At 62.7% G+C, this 15,330-nt stretch carries 12 protein-coding genes; 1 reads left to right on the top strand and 11 read right to left on the bottom strand.

Annotation, left to right across the window (positions count from 1 at the left end):
* Position 1: 1 nt before the first annotated feature.
* The 9 genes from glmM to R1T45_RS11095 all read right to left on the bottom strand — a co-directional run bounded on the left by glmM (position 2) and on the right by R1T45_RS11095 (position 11,320).
* Positions 2-1,348 carry a phosphoglucosamine mutase gene (gene glmM / locus R1T45_RS11135; RefSeq protein ID WP_067916323.1) on the bottom strand — a complete coding sequence of 449 codons (1,347 nt, stop codon included), beginning with the start codon at positions 1,346-1,348 and terminating at the stop codon, positions 2-4.
* A complete protein-coding gene (gene folP, locus R1T45_RS11130) occupies positions 1,345-2,358 on the bottom strand; it encodes a dihydropteroate synthase (RefSeq protein WP_317390846.1) in 1,014 nt (337 codons plus the stop codon). Before folP ends, glmM begins: the two co-directional genes overlap by 4 nt.
* Positions 2,358-3,287, bottom strand: coding sequence for a dihydroneopterin aldolase (locus tag R1T45_RS11125; RefSeq protein ID WP_132444457.1), 930 nt, complete (start codon positions 3,285-3,287; stop codon positions 2,358-2,360). The genes folP and R1T45_RS11125 overlap by 1 nt, the downstream gene beginning before the upstream one ends.
* Before the next feature lie 113 nt (positions 3,288-3,400).
* The gene (locus R1T45_RS11120; protein WP_205570860.1) at positions 3,401-4,045 is read right to left on the bottom strand and encodes a cell wall hydrolase; all 645 of its coding nucleotides are present in this window, start codon (positions 4,043-4,045) and stop codon (positions 3,401-3,403) included.
* Between the two features lie 126 nt (positions 4,046-4,171).
* Positions 4,172-6,709: a putative PEP-binding protein gene (locus tag R1T45_RS11115; RefSeq protein WP_132444456.1), complete on the bottom strand. Its 2,538-nt coding sequence runs from the start codon at positions 6,707-6,709 to the stop codon at positions 4,172-4,174.
* A 74-nt stretch (positions 6,710-6,783) separates the two neighbouring features.
* Entirely contained in the window at positions 6,784-8,871 is a 2,088-nt protein-coding gene (glyS, locus tag R1T45_RS11110; protein ID WP_317390845.1) for a glycine--tRNA ligase subunit beta, read from the bottom strand.
* Positions 8,872-8,963: 92 nt separating this feature from the next.
* Positions 8,964-9,779 (bottom strand): DUF1206 domain-containing protein, encoded by an 816-nt coding sequence (locus R1T45_RS11105; protein ID WP_240791583.1) that lies wholly within the window; start codon positions 9,777-9,779, stop codon positions 8,964-8,966.
* 81 nt (positions 9,780-9,860) lie between these two features.
* On the bottom strand, positions 9,861-10,376 hold the full coding sequence (locus R1T45_RS11100; RefSeq protein WP_067627003.1) for a DUF6446 family protein: 516 nt from the start codon (positions 10,374-10,376) through the stop codon (positions 9,861-9,863).
* Entirely contained in the window at positions 10,373-11,320 is a 948-nt protein-coding gene (locus tag R1T45_RS11095; RefSeq protein ID WP_317390844.1) for a glycine--tRNA ligase subunit alpha, read from the bottom strand. Before R1T45_RS11095 ends, R1T45_RS11100 begins: the two co-directional genes overlap by 4 nt.
* 155 nt (positions 11,321-11,475) lie before the next feature.
* On the opposite strand from R1T45_RS11095, the gene R1T45_RS11090 reads away from it, so the two are divergent.
* Complete coding sequence (locus R1T45_RS11090; protein WP_317390843.1) at positions 11,476-13,356, top strand: serine protease; 1,881 nt, start codon at positions 11,476-11,478, stop codon at positions 13,354-13,356.
* Between the two features lie 65 nt (positions 13,357-13,421).
* On the opposite strand, the gene R1T45_RS11085 is transcribed toward R1T45_RS11090, so the two are convergent.
* Both R1T45_RS11085 and R1T45_RS11080 read right to left on the bottom strand, forming a co-directional pair.
* The gene (locus R1T45_RS11085; protein ID WP_260009580.1) at positions 13,422-14,870 is read right to left on the bottom strand and encodes a TrkH family potassium uptake protein; all 1,449 of its coding nucleotides are present in this window, start codon (positions 14,868-14,870) and stop codon (positions 13,422-13,424) included.
* Between the two features lie 81 nt (positions 14,871-14,951).
* Entirely contained in the window at positions 14,952-15,200 is a 249-nt protein-coding gene (locus tag R1T45_RS11080; protein ID WP_120351408.1) for a hypothetical protein, read from the bottom strand.
* Between the last annotated feature and the right edge of the window lie 130 nt (positions 15,201-15,330).

The following is a 15,330-nucleotide window of genomic DNA, read 5'->3' as shown; positions in this document are numbered from 1 at the left end:
CCTAGCCGCCCACCGCCGCATTCACCGCGTCAACCACGCTGTCCACGGCACGTTCCATCAGTGCCGCGTCTTCATGTTCGGCCATCACACGGACCAGCGGCTCGGTGCCCGATTTGCGGATCAACAACCGCCCGCCTTGCGCCAGATCGGCCTCGGCCTGCGCGATGGCGGCTTTTACCTGCGCCTCTTCCAACGGGGTTTGCCCGGCAGAGAACCGGACGTTTTTCAGCAGTTGCGGCACCGGGTCGAATTGGTACAGCAACTCCGAGGCAGGTTTGCCCGAGCGGACCATCTCAGCCAGAAACTGCATCCCGGCCATAAGTCCGTCGCCCGTGGTCGCGTGGTCGGTCATCACGATATGACCCGACTGCTCCCCGCCGAGGTTGAACCCCCCTTCGCGCATCCGTTCCACCACATAGCGGTCGCCCACGCTCGTGCGCTCCAACCGCAGACCGCGGTCGTCGAGGAAACGCTCCAGCCCAAGGTTGCTCATCACCGTGGCCACAAGCGCCTTGCCCGCAAGCCGCTCTTCTTCGGCCCAACGGGCGGCCATCAGCGCCATGAACTGGTCGCCGTCCCCGATACGGCCATTCTGATCGATCAAGATCACCCGGTCTGCATCGCCATCAAGGCAGATGCCCACATCGGCGCCATTCGCCACCACGGCCTCTGCCGCGGATTGCGGCTGGGTCGAACCACAGCCATCGTTGATGTTGAACCCATTGGGGGCCACGCCCACGGGGATCACCGTCGCACCCAATTCCCACAGCGCCATGGGCGCCACGTGGTAGGCCGCGCCATGGGCGCAATCGATCACCACTTTCAGCCCATCAAGACGCATCTGCCGCGGGAAAGAGGATTTGACCCGTTCGATATAGCGATAGCGGCTGTCGTCGATCCGCTTGGCCCGGCCGATCTGATCCGGCTCCGAAGGCGCGACCCCTTCCGCGACCAGCGCTTCGATTTCCTGTTCGACCTGATCGGAGAGTTTGAAGCCATCCGGGCCAAAGAATTTGATACCATTGTCGCTGGCCGGATTGTGACTGGCCGAGATCATGACCCCCAGATCGGCGCGCATCGACCGTGTCAGAAGCCCGACCGCAGGCGTTGGCACCGGCCCGAGCAACAGGACGTTCATTCCCGTGCTGGTGAGGCCCGCCGTCAGCGCGTTTTCGAACATATAGCCCGACAGCCGCGTGTCCTTGCCGATGACCACGCGGTGCACGGTGTCTTTCTCACGCCGGAAATAGCGCCCCACGGCGGCACCGATGCGCAGCGCCATTTCGGCGGTCATGGGGTGAATATTGGCGGTGCCGCGCACGCCATCAGTACCAAAGAGTTTTGTCATAGCTGTTTTCCTGTCAGTGCCGCGCGGTAAAGTGAAATGGATTGGATGGTTTGCGCCACGTCGTGGACGCGCAAGACTTGGACACCGTGGCTCAGCGCCGCCAGGGCGACCGCGATGGACCCCGGTGCGCGATCTTCCCCAGCCGCGCCGCCGCCTATGGTGCCGATGAAGCGCTTGCGCGATGCGCCCAGCAAGATCGGCACGCCGAGGCTGTGGAACAGGCTGAGATTTGCAAGCAGCGTGAGGTTGTGCTCAAGCGTCTTGCCAAAGCCGATGCCCGGATCGGCGATAATGTTGTGCCGCCCGATGCCCTCGGCCTCCAACGCGGTGATCCGCCCGGCCAGATAGTCATAGACGTCGAGCAGGACGTTTTCATACTGCGGGTCACGTTGCATCGTGGCCGGGTCGCCTTGGGCATGCATCACGCAGACCGGCAGGTTCCGCGCCGCACAAAAGGGCGCGAGCGCCGGGTCAAAGGTCAGCCCGGCCACGTCATTGACCAAATCCGCCCCCGCCGCGACCGCGGCTTCGGCCACGGCGGCCTTGCGGGTGTCGATGCTGATCGCTCCGGTCCCAGCAGCGCGCAGCCCTTCGATTACGGGACGAACGCGCGCGATCTCCTCGTCCTCAGGCACCGTTTCGGCCCCCGGACGGGTCAATTCGCCGCCGATATCCAGCATGTCGACCCCCGCCGCCCGCATTGCCGCCCCCGCAGCGACCGCGATCTGCGGATCGGCATGACGACCGCCATCTGAGAAACTGTCCGGCGTGGCATTGAGAATCCCCATCACGCGGGGGCGGTCGAAGGTCAGTCCGGCGATGGCCGGGCGCGGCGCGGTCAACGCCGCCCGCGCCGTAGGGGGGAGCGCGTCTGCCGTGATCACATGCGGCGCCTGCCCCCGCGCCAATACCTCAACATGGGTAAACCAGCCCCAGCCGCCCGCAAGGGTCAGCGCGCCTTCGGGCCGCGCGGGACCAATCTGAACCAAGGGGCGGTGATAATCTGTCATCAGGCAATCTCCGCACTGTCGACATCGAGCACCCGCACCGGCAGCGCCGCGCCCTCGGGCCGGTCTGCGCCGATCAGCACCAACTCGCTGGCGGCAGAGGTCTCTGCGAACCACGCGGCCAAGGCCGGTGCCGCGCTTGGCGGGGCGGCGGGGCCGTCCACCGCATCGAGCACGATCCGCGCAGGGGCCCAGATGCTGATCTGGCCGTTTTTCATCGCCCAGTCCAACTCTGTCCGGCTGCCAACGACCCCGCAGCGGGGATCGCGCGCCCAGAGCACCCAAGCGTTCTGTTCGATCGCCAACAGGTCGATGTGGCGTTGTGCTTTTTCATCTCCGGCCCGTGGGGCCGCGATGTCAGCTGGGCCAACGCAAAGGATCACGGGCTGGGCGGAGGCTTCCAAGTGGTCGAGCCATCCGGTCAAGCGGTCAGAGGCAATGGCGGCATTTGACAGGTAAATCACGCGCGGCTGCGGTGCCTCTTGGGCGGCGTCCTGCGCTATGGCAGCGCCCTCCCGCGCCCGCACGATCTCAACCCCAAGCGCACCGGGGCCACGGTCAAGCTTTTCGATCCGCACGAAAACCCGCATCGCCTGCGGTTCGATCAAGATACGGTCCGCCACCCGTTCGGCCAGCGTTTCCAAGAGGTTGAGCCGCTCGGCGGCAAGCTCGGCGGCGATGGCCTCGGTCACGCGGTCATAGGACAGGATGCGGTCCACATCGTCATCCACCACGCCCGTCAGGGGCGCCACCTCGACCACCACGTTGAAACAGACCCGTTGCGTGACATCCCGCTCGGCCTGAAAGGCGCCGATCTCTACCTCAACGATATGATCGCGCAGGGAAATACGGTCGCGCGGCTCAGGGCCGGCCATCGTCTCTGCCCGCTCAGAAGGGTGGGCAAAGGCAAGTCGAATTTCGTCGTCGGACATCGGCAGCGCCTATCGGATCAGGGTATCGGGCCCCGTCGGGGGCGCTTCGATGCACATTTAGCAGGCCCACCGACGGCAGGCCAGCACCCGAAGGCACATCCGAACCCGAACTCTTAGTTCGAGGCGGTTTTCCACGTGTGGCGGTAGAAGAGATGCTGACCGATCCGCGCAGTCTTGGTATAGACCCGCGCCCAGTTGGGGTTCACGGCGGTGGTGTGGTAGTGGGTCGCGCCATTGGTCAGCTTGGGCGCGGAGCCGTCGATGATCGCACGCGCCACTTTAGAGACCCGGGCAAAGGCGCGCGGCTCATTGATGACTTCTTTGTAGCCGTCGCAGGTATAGGTAAACTGGCACTGATACTTGCGCCCCGTCCCCTGATTGATCACGCCGCAAAGCGTGCCGGGAAAGCGGGCCGATTTCACACGGTTCATGATCACTTCGGCCACGGCAAACTGGCCTTTGACCGTCTCACCGCGCGCCTCGAAATAAAGCGCTTCGGCAAGGCACTGCAACTCGGCGTTGCCCTCGGCTTTGGGCTGGCTGTCGACCCAAGCGGTCGAGAATTTCACATCTGTCTCGCTGGCCGACACGGGCTGCGCGACCATCTCCTGAAGCCGCGCCGCACCGGCGGATTTCAGACCTTGAATTTCAATCTGCGCAAGATCGCTCGCGCTTTCGGAGCTTGCTTGAACAGCCAGCGGGCTGCTGCACAGAGCCATGGAAAGAGCAAAAGAGATCGACCGGATAAAACGCATCATGCGCCTCGCATCATTGTTAGGGCTGCGGGGCGGATAGCCAAAAGGTTCCGGGCGGTAAACCCAACCGGGCATTATGTGCAGAAACTTGCCGAATTATGGTATAAGTTGGGCTGGAGCCCGCTGCCCCTACCCGATCTTGTGGGCAATGGCGAGCTGGGCCGCAGCCAAACGTGCAACCGGTACGCGAAACGGCGAACAGGAAACATAATCAAAGCCCGATTCGCGGCAAAAAGCGATGGATTCGGGGTTCCCGCCATGCTCCCCACAGATGGAAAGGGTGATTCCGGGCTGGGCTTTGCGCCCCCTTTCCGCCCCAAGTTGCAGCAATTCGCCGACCCCATCGGTGTCGAGCACATGGAAGGGATCCTCTGGGTAGACCCCTTGTTGGACGTAATTCGACATGAAGCGCCCCGCGTCGTCGCGCGAGAGGCCATAGGTCATCTGCGTCAGATCGTTGGTCCCGAAACTGAGAAAGGCACAATGCGGCGCGATATCATCAGCACGCAGACAGGCGCGTGGGGTCTCTACCATCACGCCGAGACGGTAGGTGAAGCTCGCGTCGCGCTCGCTGCGCACGGCGGCGGCCACGGCATCGACGCTGGCTTTGACCAATTCCACTTCGCGCCGGGCGCTGACCAGTGGGATCATGATCTCGGGCACCACCGGCTCGCCATCGCGGCTGGCTTCGATTGTGGCCTCAAAGATCGCGCGGGCCTGCATTTCGTAGATTTCGGGCACCGTCACCCCGAGCCGCACGCCGCGCAGGCCCAGCATCGGGTTATACTCCGTCATCGCCGCCACGCGCCGCGTCACGTCAGACATCTGAAGGCCAAGCGCCTCGGCCAATTCGCGCTGCCCGGCTTTGTCTGAGGGCAAGAATTCATGCAGCGGCGGATCAAACAAGCGGATGCACACTGGCTGCCCCTGCATGATGCGGAATAACTGGGTAAAATCCTCGCGCTGCATGGGCAGCAGACGTTCCAGCACGGCACGGCGGTCTTCGCCGCTTTCGGCAAAGATCATTTCGCGCATCACGGTGAGGCGACCGGGCTCGAAAAACATATGTTCGGTGCGGCAGAGCCCGATGCCATGGGCGTTGAAATTGCGCGCGGTCTGCGCATCGGCGGGGGTGTCGGCATTGGCGCGAATGCCAATGTCGGCCACATCCTCGGCCCAGCCCATCAGCCGGGTGAACGTATCATCCAGCGCGGCCTCTTGCATCTTGGCCGCCCCGGCCAAGACCTGCCCGGTTGAGCCATCAACGGTGACTTGATCCCCTTCGACAAAAACCCGCCCATCGGGGGCGATGATCTGCCGCTGGGTCACGATAAAGCGCATGTTCGACGCACCGACAACGCAAGGCAACCCCATGCCGCGCCCGATCACCGCCGCGTGGCTGGTGATGCCGCCGCGCTCTGTCAAAACGGCGGCGGCGGCATGCATGCCGCGAATATCCTCTGGTGACGTCTCGCGCCGGACGAGGATGCAAGGCTCCCCCCGCGCGGCGCTGGCCTGCGCGTCGCTGGCCGAAAAGACGATCCGCCCGGTGGCCGCTCCGGGGCTGGCGGCGATGCCGCGCCCGATCACGTCGCGTTTGGCGCTTGGGTCAACCTGACGGTGAAGCAGTTCCGACAGCGTGCGCGGCTGCACCCGCATGAGCGCTTCCTCGCGGCTGATGATCCCTTCGTCAGCCAGCGCCACGGCGATCCGCACCGCCGCACGGGAGGACCGTGCGACCTTCACACCATCCAGAATATGCAGCTTGCCTTGATCGATCACGAACTCGACCTGCATCTCGGCCCGGAGCCGTTTGCGCATCAGCGCCGCGTGGTCTTTCAACTCGGCAAAGGCATCGGGCACCAGCTCTTCCAACGACGGCCCGCGCGGATCGCGGGTGAGATACATCGCCGCCGCATCGCCTTCGAGCGCATCACGACCCTGGCTTTGGCTCAAATAGCGCCCGGTGATCTGCGGCAGGCCGGTATCACTATCGACCAGCTGCAACACGCCCGAACCGCATTGCCCCTGCCCGACGCCAAAGGCCATTTCCTGCACGATCAACCCCAGCCCCGCATCCGCAGGCGCCCCCTTGGCTTGCCGGAGCAACCGCGCCGAAGTGCCGTTCCACGCCCGCGCCATTGACCGCAACACGGCAGCCAGTTGCGTTGCCGGGTCTTGGGGAAAACGCTCTTCGGTCTCGGCCTCGTAGGCGCGTAGTGATTCCATCAGCGCCGCGCGGCCATCGCCGTTCACATCGTCGAACATATCCGGATCCAGCCGGGCAACATTGACCGCATAGGACTGCACGAACCGCGAATAAAGCGCCGCTGCCGGGCCTTCGCCGATGGTCGTGGCGTAATGTTCAAACAGCGCGTCGTTGATGCCGATGTTCAGCACCGCCCCCGGCCCGCCCCAATCAGGGTCTTGGCTAGAGGGGCGCACACAAAGCAGCGCGCCTTTGGGAAATTGATCGACCACCGCTTGGATATCAGGCAACTGCCCGCGCGCGATCTGTTGCACTGCGTTAAAGGAAACCGCCACGGTAGAGGGCACCGGCAACTCAAGCCGCACAAGGCGCTGCAAGCATTTCGCCCGCCCGCCGTGGGTGTCATTGGCAATTGGCGCGGTGGGGGTCACCAGCGTGGTATGGGGATCGTTCTGCACTGCGGCACCTTAATCGTTCAGATGCAGCATAGGGGTTGAGGCAGAAGGGGCAAGGGATCTTGCCCCCTCAGCGGTCAGCCATCCAGTTTGGTCAAATCCGCCACGGCGCTACAGATCGTGCGAATACGGCTGAGCAGATTGAGCCGGTTGCGCCGTACGGTGGGGTTGTCGGCATTGACCTGAACCGCCTCGAAAAACGCATCAATCGGCCCGCGCAGTTCCGCCATGGCGGCCATCGCGGTCGAAAAGTCCTGCGCCGCCATCGCCGGGGTGATCTTGGCCTCGGCTTTGTCGAGTGCGGCGAAAAGGTCTTTCTCGGCTTCTGTCTCGGCAAACTTCGGATCGGCGCCGAAGGAGTATTCCACGCCATCGGCCTCTTCAGCTTGGCTGAGGATGTTGTTGGCGCGTTTGAAGCCTTGGATCAGGTTCTCGCCGTCGTCGGTTTTGAGCGTCTCCGACAGGGCGCGGGCGCGTTTGACCAATAGGGTCAGATCGTCGCTGCCGTCCATTGCGATGCAGGCGTCGATGATGTCGTGGCGGATACCTTGGTCGCGGAGGTAGACTTTGAGGCGGTCGTGGATGAAGGAGAGAATATCACCGGTATCGGCCCGACCTGCATCGCGGTCACCGACGATCTCGGCGCTTTTGTTCAGCACGTCGTTCAGCGTCAACGAGACATCATTCTCAACCAAAATCCGAATAACGCCCAACGCCGCACGGCGCAGCGCAAAAGGATCCTTGCTCCCGGTCGGCTTCTCATCAATCGCCCAGAAGCCGGTCAGCTTGTCGATCTTCTCGGCCAGCGCCACGGCAATCGAAACAGGCTCAGTCGGCACGTCATCGGACGGCCCCAGCGGCGCATAGTGATCCTTGGCCGCATCGGCCACGGCATCCGACAGCCCAGCCTTGCGCGCGTAGTAGCTGCCCATCAGGCCCTGCAATTCGGGGAACTCATAGACCATTTCGGAGCTGAGATCGGCCTTGGCGACGCGGGCGGCCTTTTCGGCCTCATCGGCGTCGGCGCCGACCAGCGGGGCAAGCTCACGCGAGAGGGTCGCCATGCGGTCGATCAACTCGGCCTGTGTGCCGAGTTTGTTATGGAAAGTCACGTTTTCCAGCGCCTTGACCCAAGTCTCCATCCCCGCGCCCGAGGTCACGGTGCGCAGGTCATTGTCCCAGAAGAATTTCGCATCCGACAGCCGTGCGCCGAGCACTTTTTCGTTGCCTGCAAGGATCGTCGCGCCATCGTCGGCGGTGGTGCGGTTGGCCACGGTGACAAAGCGTTCAATCTGACCCGACTTTGGATTGCGGACGGAAAAGAACTTTTGATGTTCTTTCATTGATGTCTGCAACACCTCGGGCGGCAGACCTAGGAAATCGTCGCCAATGCGGCCCATCAGCACCACGGGATATTCAACCAGCCCGGCGACCTCGGCCAAAAGCCCTGCGTCTTCGACAACCTCAAGCCCAGCGGCGAAGGCCATGTTGGTGGCGTCATGCCAGATCGTATCGGCCCGCGCGGCGGGGTCGAGCACGACATGGGCGCGGGCGAGTTTGGTCTGGTAGTCTTCGAAGCCCGCGACTTCGATCTGATCGGGCGCAAGGAACCGGTGTCCGCGCGTGCTGTTGCCAGCGGTGATGCCATCGACGGTCAACGGCACAACCTCGGCCCCGGCTTCATCGCTGATGACGCAAAGGATCGAATGAAGCGGGCGGACCCATTTCAAGCTGCCCGTGCCCCACCGCATCGACTTCGGCCATGGGAAATTGCGGATGGTCTGTTCCAGCACCTCGGCCACGATCTCAGCCGCAGGGCGGCCCGGTTTTTCGATCTTGGCAAAGAACACTTTGCCCTTGGGCGTGTCGCGTTCTTCCAATTGATCACGGGTCAACCCAGCACCGCGCAAAAACCCTTCGATGGCTTTCTCAGGCGCGTCGGCTTTCGGGCCTTTGCGCTCTTCCACCTGTCGCGGGCTGGCGGCAAGCATATCGCCAAGCGCCAGCGTCAGACGGCGCGGGGTGGTGAAAACGGCGGCGAAGCCATAGGTCAGACCAGCTTCGACCAGACCGTTGGTCACCAGCTTTTGCAGGTCTTCGCCCGCGCGTTTCTGCATCCGCGCAGGGATTTCTTCGGAGAAAAGTTCAATCAGCAGATCTGGCACGGGCGGCCCCCAATTCTTGCCGCGATGGCGGCGTCTCATCGGGGGCTTGGATAACGAGTGCTAGGCGGAGGGTCTAGCCCCCCGCCCTGCGTTTAATCCAACAAGGTGCGGATATCGGGGTCGGAGAATTTCGGCACCACCCGGTAGCCCGCTTCGACAAAGTTATAGACCGCAAAGCCAATCAGCCCCAGCCCGGCACCGCCCAAAAGGAAACGCCCAAAGGCCATGCCGCGCAGGCTTTGCAGCGCCTCGCCCAGACCGCCCGCCTGTGCGGGGTTCGCGGTCAGCGCCGCATAGCCCAGTGAAAAGGCAACCAACCCCAGAATGCCGCCATAGATAATCAGGCCAACCTTCACGATAGGGTCGATGCTTTCGGTGAACTGGGTGCGCGCCAGATGGCCCTTATATTTCCCGCTCCAACCTTTGTAGGCATAGTAGATGCCTGCGCCCAATAGGATCAGCGCGCCAGCGGCTACGATATAGCGCCCGGCGGGCATCGACATCAGCTTTTGCGTCCAGTCCTGCGCGGAACTGCCGCCGGAATTCTTGCCGCTCATTGCCAAGGCCAGAACGGAAACGCCGATACCGCCGTGGATCAGCCCGGTCGTGACTTGCCCCAACCGCGCGATCAGCCCCTTGGCGTCGGTCCCGTGATCTTCGACATCCTTCACGCCCGCAGCCACGCGCCAGACCAGATAGGCAAGCAACCCGATGCCAATCGCGATGAGTGCCGGAATACCGTATGGCTCATCCCGCAGCGCCGCGAGGGCGTCTTTCGTGCCCGAGGCTTGGGTGCTTTTGACGGCGGCCAATAGGGCCAGCCCCCCGATGATCGTATAGATCACCCCGCGCGCGCCGTAGCCCGCGCGCATCACCCATTTCAGCCCCTCATGTGTTTTTTCCGACATTTTCGCCCCCGTTCTATGTGGGGACAAGCGTTCGGCAGCGCCAAAAGGTTCCGCGCAAACAGGCGGCGCCTGCGTTTAAGATCAGTCGGCGGGACGCTCGGGGCAAGCCTCTCCTACCACGGTGCCGTCATAGGACTTCTCGCCGCAGTCGTTCAGCTCATGCCAGATGTAGCCACGCCCGTCATCGGTCAGCGCCACGATCCGGTCGACGCCGTAGTGCACGTTCTTGCCGCCAAGGAAGGTCAGCGCGGTGCCGGCCTCAATCTCGGCCCCGATGGCGGGGGCGTCGAAACAATCGAACCAGCCCGGCGCGTTGCGCGGATCGGTGGGGTCGGTCATCTCATAGGTCTCGGTCGCCATGGCGAGGCTGATGTCATGCTCAAAGCAGGCACGGAACCGGATCGGAGAACTGTCGGCGTCGATGGCCTGAAGGTTCTCTGCCGCGATCTCTTCCGGCTCTTGCGAGGTAAGCGATACCAGTTCGACCTTGGCCTCAGGCACCTCGTGATAAAACCCATAGATCTGCAAATAGTAGAGTGCAGCCCCGGCGATCAGTGCGGATACTAGGATCACGATACCGACAATCTTGCCGCTCATGCCGCGCTATCCGCCTCAGGCGTCCAGCCGCCCGCGCGGGTCTGCACGAAGGCATCGGCACATTGTTTTGCCAAGGCCCGCACCCGCCCGATATAGGCCTGCCGTTCGGTCACCGAGATCACGCCGCGCGCGTCGAGCAGGTTGAAGATGTGGCTCGCCTTGATGCATTGGTCATAGGCCGGATGCGCCATGACGATGCGTTTCCCGGTCTTGGGGTCCTCGGCAGGCTGTTCGAGGATGAATTGGCAATGCGCTTCGGCCTCGTTGAACTGGTCCAGCAGCACCTCTGTATTGGCGGTGTCAAAGTTCCAGCGCGCGAATTCTTCTTCGGTCTGCTTGAAAACATCGCCATAGGTCAGCGGAATTGGTGCCTCGGGGCTGTTAAAGGGCATGTCCATTACGTGATCGACACCTAGCACATACATCGCCAAACGCTCCAACCCATAGGTCAGCTCTCCCGAGACGGGGTGGCAGTCATGGCCGCCAACCTGTTGGAAGTAGGTGAACTGGGACACTTCCATTCCGTCGCACCAGACCTCCCAGCCCAGACCCCAAGCGCCCAGCGTCGGGCTTTCCCAGTCGTCTTCGACAAAACGGATGTCATGCAGCGCCATGTCGATGCCAATGGCTTCGAGCGAACCGAGGTACAGATCTTGCAGATTGGGCGGGCTGGGTTTGATCAGCACCTGATACTGGTAATAATGCTGCAAGCGGTTGGGGTTCTCACCATAGCGCCCATCGGTGGGGCGGCGCGAGGGCTGAACATAGGCCGCGGCCCAAGGCTGCGTGCCGAGGCTGCGCAGCGTGGTGGCCGGGTGAAAGGTGCCCGCGCCCACTTCCATGTCATAGGGTTGCAAGATTGCGCAGCCCTGCCGCGCCCAATAGCTCTGCAATGCAAGGATGATCTCTTGAAAAGAGCGTGGTTTCTGCGCCGCGTCAGACATGGTGATTGCCCCTTTATGATGCGCGCCTTTCCTACGTCTGCAATCCATGGGGGTCAATCGCAGCTTTGTGAGAAATTCGCCCCCTTTGCCATGGCATTTGCGCTGCTTTCCGGCGTAATCTGGCTCGGATTTGGTTTTGCGAGAGTTGAGTGACGATGAAGCGAATTCTACGTGCCCCGGTGGCGTTCTTTTTGGCCCTGAGCCTGACTTGGGCCAGCCTCGCGCGGGCGCAATCGGCAGAGGATATCGTTTGGGTCCAGATCGAGGCGCAGCCCTCATTGGCCGAAGCCACCGATCGCGCGCGCGCCTATGAGACCCTGTTGGATGACGTGAATGGCTTTTCCCTTGGCGGCGGTTGGTACGGCATCGCCGTGGGCCCCTACCGGCGCGAAGATGCGGAACTGGTGCTGCGCAGCTATGTGCGCGACGGTCTGGTGCCGCGTGACAGCTTCATCCAGCAGTCCAGCCGCTTCCAGCAGCAGTTCTGGCCCGTGGGCGACAATGTTCTGGAAACCGGCGTGATCGATGCCCCCGTGAGTGTGGATGGCGGTGAGCCAGAGGAAGCCGCAGCGGGCAGCACCACCCCCGATGTCACCACAACCCCGCTCGACGCGACAACGACCGAAGGCGAGATTGAAGGCGAGACTGAGGGCGAGATTGAAGTCGCTGAGGCAGAGGCCGAAACCGCTCCGGCCCCCACCCCGCCAGAGCCGGATGAAACCCCGGCAGAGGCGCGCCGTTCGGAACGCGCCCTCTCGGCGCAAGAGCGCAAAGACCTGCAAATCGCGCTGCAATGGGCCGGTTTTTACGACGCCGCGATTGATGGTGCCTTTGGCCGGGGCACCCGCGCCTCTATGGGGGCGTGGCAGGCGGCGAACGGATATGAGCAGACTGGCGTGCTGACCACCCGACAGCGTGCCGCGCTGATCGCACAGTATAATGCCGTCCTTGATGGTTTGGGCCTGCAAATGGTGCGCGATGAGAAAGCCGGGATCGAGGTTATGATGCCCACGGCTGAGGTCGAATTTGCCCGCTACGAGCCGCCCTTCGCCCATTACGACACCAGCGGCAACATCGGCGCACGGGTGCTGTTGATCAGCCAGCCCGGCAACCAAGATACGCTCTACGGTCTCTATGACATCATGCAAACGCTTGAGATCGTCCCCTTGGATGGCCCCCGCGAACGCAAGCGCAACTCCTTTGAGTTGATCGGGGAGAACGGCAGCATCATCAGCCAGACGCAGGTCTCGCTGGAGAACGGTCAGATCAAAGGGTTCACCCTGATCTGGCCCGCCGGGGACGAAGACCGCCGCCGCCGCGTGGTCGCAGAGATGTCCAAAAGCCTGACCCGCCTGCCCGGCGCGTTGGACGCGGCCGCGGGCAACAGCGACGCGCAGGCGATTGATCTGGTCGCGGGTCTGCAAATCCGCCAGCCCAAGATCGCCCGCAGCGGCTTTTTCATCGACGGCAATGGTGCGGTTGTCACCACAAGCGAGGTTGTCGCCTCCTGCTCCCGGGTAACGCTGGACGCGGATACCGATGCTACTGTTATCGCCACCGATGAGGCACGCGGGCTTGCGCTGCTCAAACCCGAAAGCCGCCTCGCCCCGCTGGCCGTGGCCGAGTTCAGCAGCGGTGCGCCACGTCTGCAATCGGAAATCTCTGTCGCGGGCTACTCCTACGAAGGGGTGCTGAGTGCTGCGACCCTGACCTTTGGCGCGCTGTCGGACCTTAAAGGGCTGAACGGGGATGAAAACCTCAAACGCCTGTCGGTCAACGCCCAGCCCGGTGATGCCGGGGGGCCGGTCTTTGACGAGAATGGTCATGTGGTGGGCATGTTGCTCCCCCAGACGGAGGCGGACCGCAAACTGCCCAAAGACGTGAGCTTTGCCCTTGATGGTAGTGTGATCCTCAAAGCGGCACAGGACGCAGGGCTCGACAGCAAGCAGGCGCAGGGGGCCACTGGCCCGATCGCGCCGCGCGATCTGACCCTGCGTGCGCAGGGCATGACGGTCTTGGTCAGCTGCTGGGAATAACGCGGGGGCCCAGCCCCAAGCGAAAAAGACAAAGGGCGGTGCCATCGGCGCCGCCCTTTCGCGTTTCAGGCGCGCCAGAATTTCGCGGTGAACATGACGTAGACCGCCAGCAATTCCAGCCGCCCGATCCACATGGCGATGATCAAAATCCATTTCGCCGTGTCGTTGAGGCTGCTGAAATTCCCCGCAGGGCCGATGATCTCTCCCAGTCCCGGCCCGATGTTTGCCAGCGCCGCCGCTGCGCCCGAGACGGAGGTGACGAAATCCAACCCCGTCAGGCTCAGCGCGACCGAGATCAGCCCCAGCGACACCACGAAGAACATGAAGAACGACATCACCGAGCTCAGCACGTCCGCCCCCACCGGGCGGCCATCATAGCGCGGGGTAAAGACGCCATGGGGCGAGCGGATCCGCCGCAACTGCGCGCGGATCGAGGCAAAGAGCAATTGATAGCGGAAGATCTTGATCGAACAGGTGGTCGAGCCCGCGCAGCCGCCGATCAAGCCGATGAAAAAGAACAGCGCCACGGCGAAGCTGCCCCATTTCATATAATCCGCCGACGCATAGCCGGTGCCCGAGATGATGGAGGTGATATTAAAGATCGCTTCCCGCAAGATCCGCTCGGACTCGTAGGTCGTGCCGCTGCGCAGGACGAAAAAGACAATCACCACCAGAAAGGTCAAGGTCATGAAAAAGCCGCGCACCTGCGGGTCGCGGTGCAGGGCCACGGGGTTGCCGTTGATAAGCTGCACATAGCGCACGAAAGGCAGGGCCGCGAGGATCATAAAGATCGCCGCTACATACTCGGCGGGGCCAGAGAAGGTGCTGAACGAGGCATCGTAGTTGGAAAATCCCCCAGTCGATACCGTGGTCAGTGCATGAACCGTCGCGTCAAATGTGCTCATCCCGAGCGCAAGATAGCTCAGCATACAGGCCAGCGTCAGCCAAAGGTAGATCACCGAAATCTGAGTCGCGATTTGCCCCGCGCGGGGCAGGATTTTTCCAAAGGTGTCAAAGGATTCAGATTTGAAAATCTGCATACCACCGACCCGCAACTCGGGCAGGAACACCATGGCGACCACGACGATACCGATGCCGCCCAGCCATTGCAGAATACCGCGCCAGATCAGCAGGCCCTTGGGCAGGTCTTCTAACCCGGTCAGCACCGTGGCCCCGGTGGTCGTCAGCCCCGACATCGCCTCGAACATCGCGTCGGTGACGCTGGCATCGGTCGCGCCCAGCACGAAGGGCAAGGCCCCGAACAGCGGCAGCATCAGCCAGACGCCGGTGGTGAGCATAAATGTCTGTTGGATGGTAAGCCCTTCGCGGACCCCATTGGCGCTGGCAAGGGCGATCATACCGCCACCCAACGTCGTGATCAGTGCGCTTTCGACGAAGACCCACCATTGGCCCCGGCCCTCGGCCAGATCGACCAAGATCGGGATGATCATGGCAAGGCCAAGCACGGCCACCAAAAGGCCCACGACATATCCGACAGGTCGTATATCCAACATGGGCGCAGCGTTGGCTTGGCCGCTCGTCGCTGTCAAGCCGAGACGGGACCGGGGCGCGATTTGGCCCCGGTCCGTGTCGTCTTAGATGTAGTAGAGGTCTTTGAAAACGTGGTGAACGATGTCGTCACGCTTGATGCCCATGGCGGACAGTTCTTCGTCGCTTTTCGCTTGCAGGCCTTGGACCTGCTCAAAACGGCGGTGGGCGGTGGAGCCCACCATGATGCCATGGCCGATCCCCGCAAAAAAGCGACGCAGACCGGCGCCGGCGCGCCGCAGCCCTTCAAAGGGAGAGACGGAGTGGGCGGGATGAGCAGTGCTCTGGTAGGTCATCTGATTGCCTTTGCAATTTCCAGTATTTCGATGACCGCTAGATAGGCAATGCTGCGCCGCAGCAGAACCGACGTTTTCGCATAGCCGCTGGTCGGGACTTGCAGGGCTGACGGGGCGACATTCGCTATTT

Origin of the sequence: Sulfitobacter sp. LC.270.F.C4, assembly GCF_032922545.1 — a bacterium.
Taxonomy (GTDB): domain Bacteria; phylum Pseudomonadota; class Alphaproteobacteria; order Rhodobacterales; family Rhodobacteraceae; genus Sulfitobacter; species Sulfitobacter profundi.
This window is presented reverse-complemented; position numbering and strand designations above follow the sequence as displayed.

Coding starts and splice junctions, on each gene's coding strand:
- glmM (WP_067916323.1), bottom strand. CDS start 1,348: ATGACAAAACTCTTTGGTACTGATGGCGTGCGCGGCACCGCCAATATT.
- folP (WP_317390846.1), bottom strand. CDS start 2,358: ATGACAGATTATCACCGCCCCTTGGTTCAGATTGGTCCCGCGCGGCCC.
- R1T45_RS11125 (WP_132444457.1), bottom strand. CDS start 3,287: ATGTCCGACGACGAAATTCGACTTGCCTTTGCCCACCCTTCTGAGCGG.
- R1T45_RS11120 (WP_205570860.1), bottom strand. CDS start 4,045: ATGATGCGTTTTATCCGGTCGATCTCTTTTGCTCTTTCCATGGCTCTG.
- R1T45_RS11105 (WP_240791583.1), bottom strand. CDS start 9,779: ATGTCGGAAAAAACACATGAGGGGCTGAAATGGGTGATGCGCGCGGGC.
- R1T45_RS11100 (WP_067627003.1), bottom strand. CDS start 10,376: ATGAGCGGCAAGATTGTCGGTATCGTGATCCTAGTATCCGCACTGATC.
- R1T45_RS11095 (WP_317390844.1), bottom strand. CDS start 11,320: ATGTCTGACGCGGCGCAGAAACCACGCTCTTTTCAAGAGATCATCCTT.
- R1T45_RS11090 (WP_317390843.1), top strand. CDS start 11,476: ATGAAGCGAATTCTACGTGCCCCGGTGGCGTTCTTTTTGGCCCTGAGC.
- R1T45_RS11085 (WP_260009580.1), bottom strand. CDS start 14,870: ATGTTGGATATACGACCTGTCGGATATGTCGTGGGCCTTTTGGTGGCC.
- R1T45_RS11080 (WP_120351408.1), bottom strand. CDS start 15,200: ATGACCTACCAGAGCACTGCTCATCCCGCCCACTCCGTCTCTCCCTTT.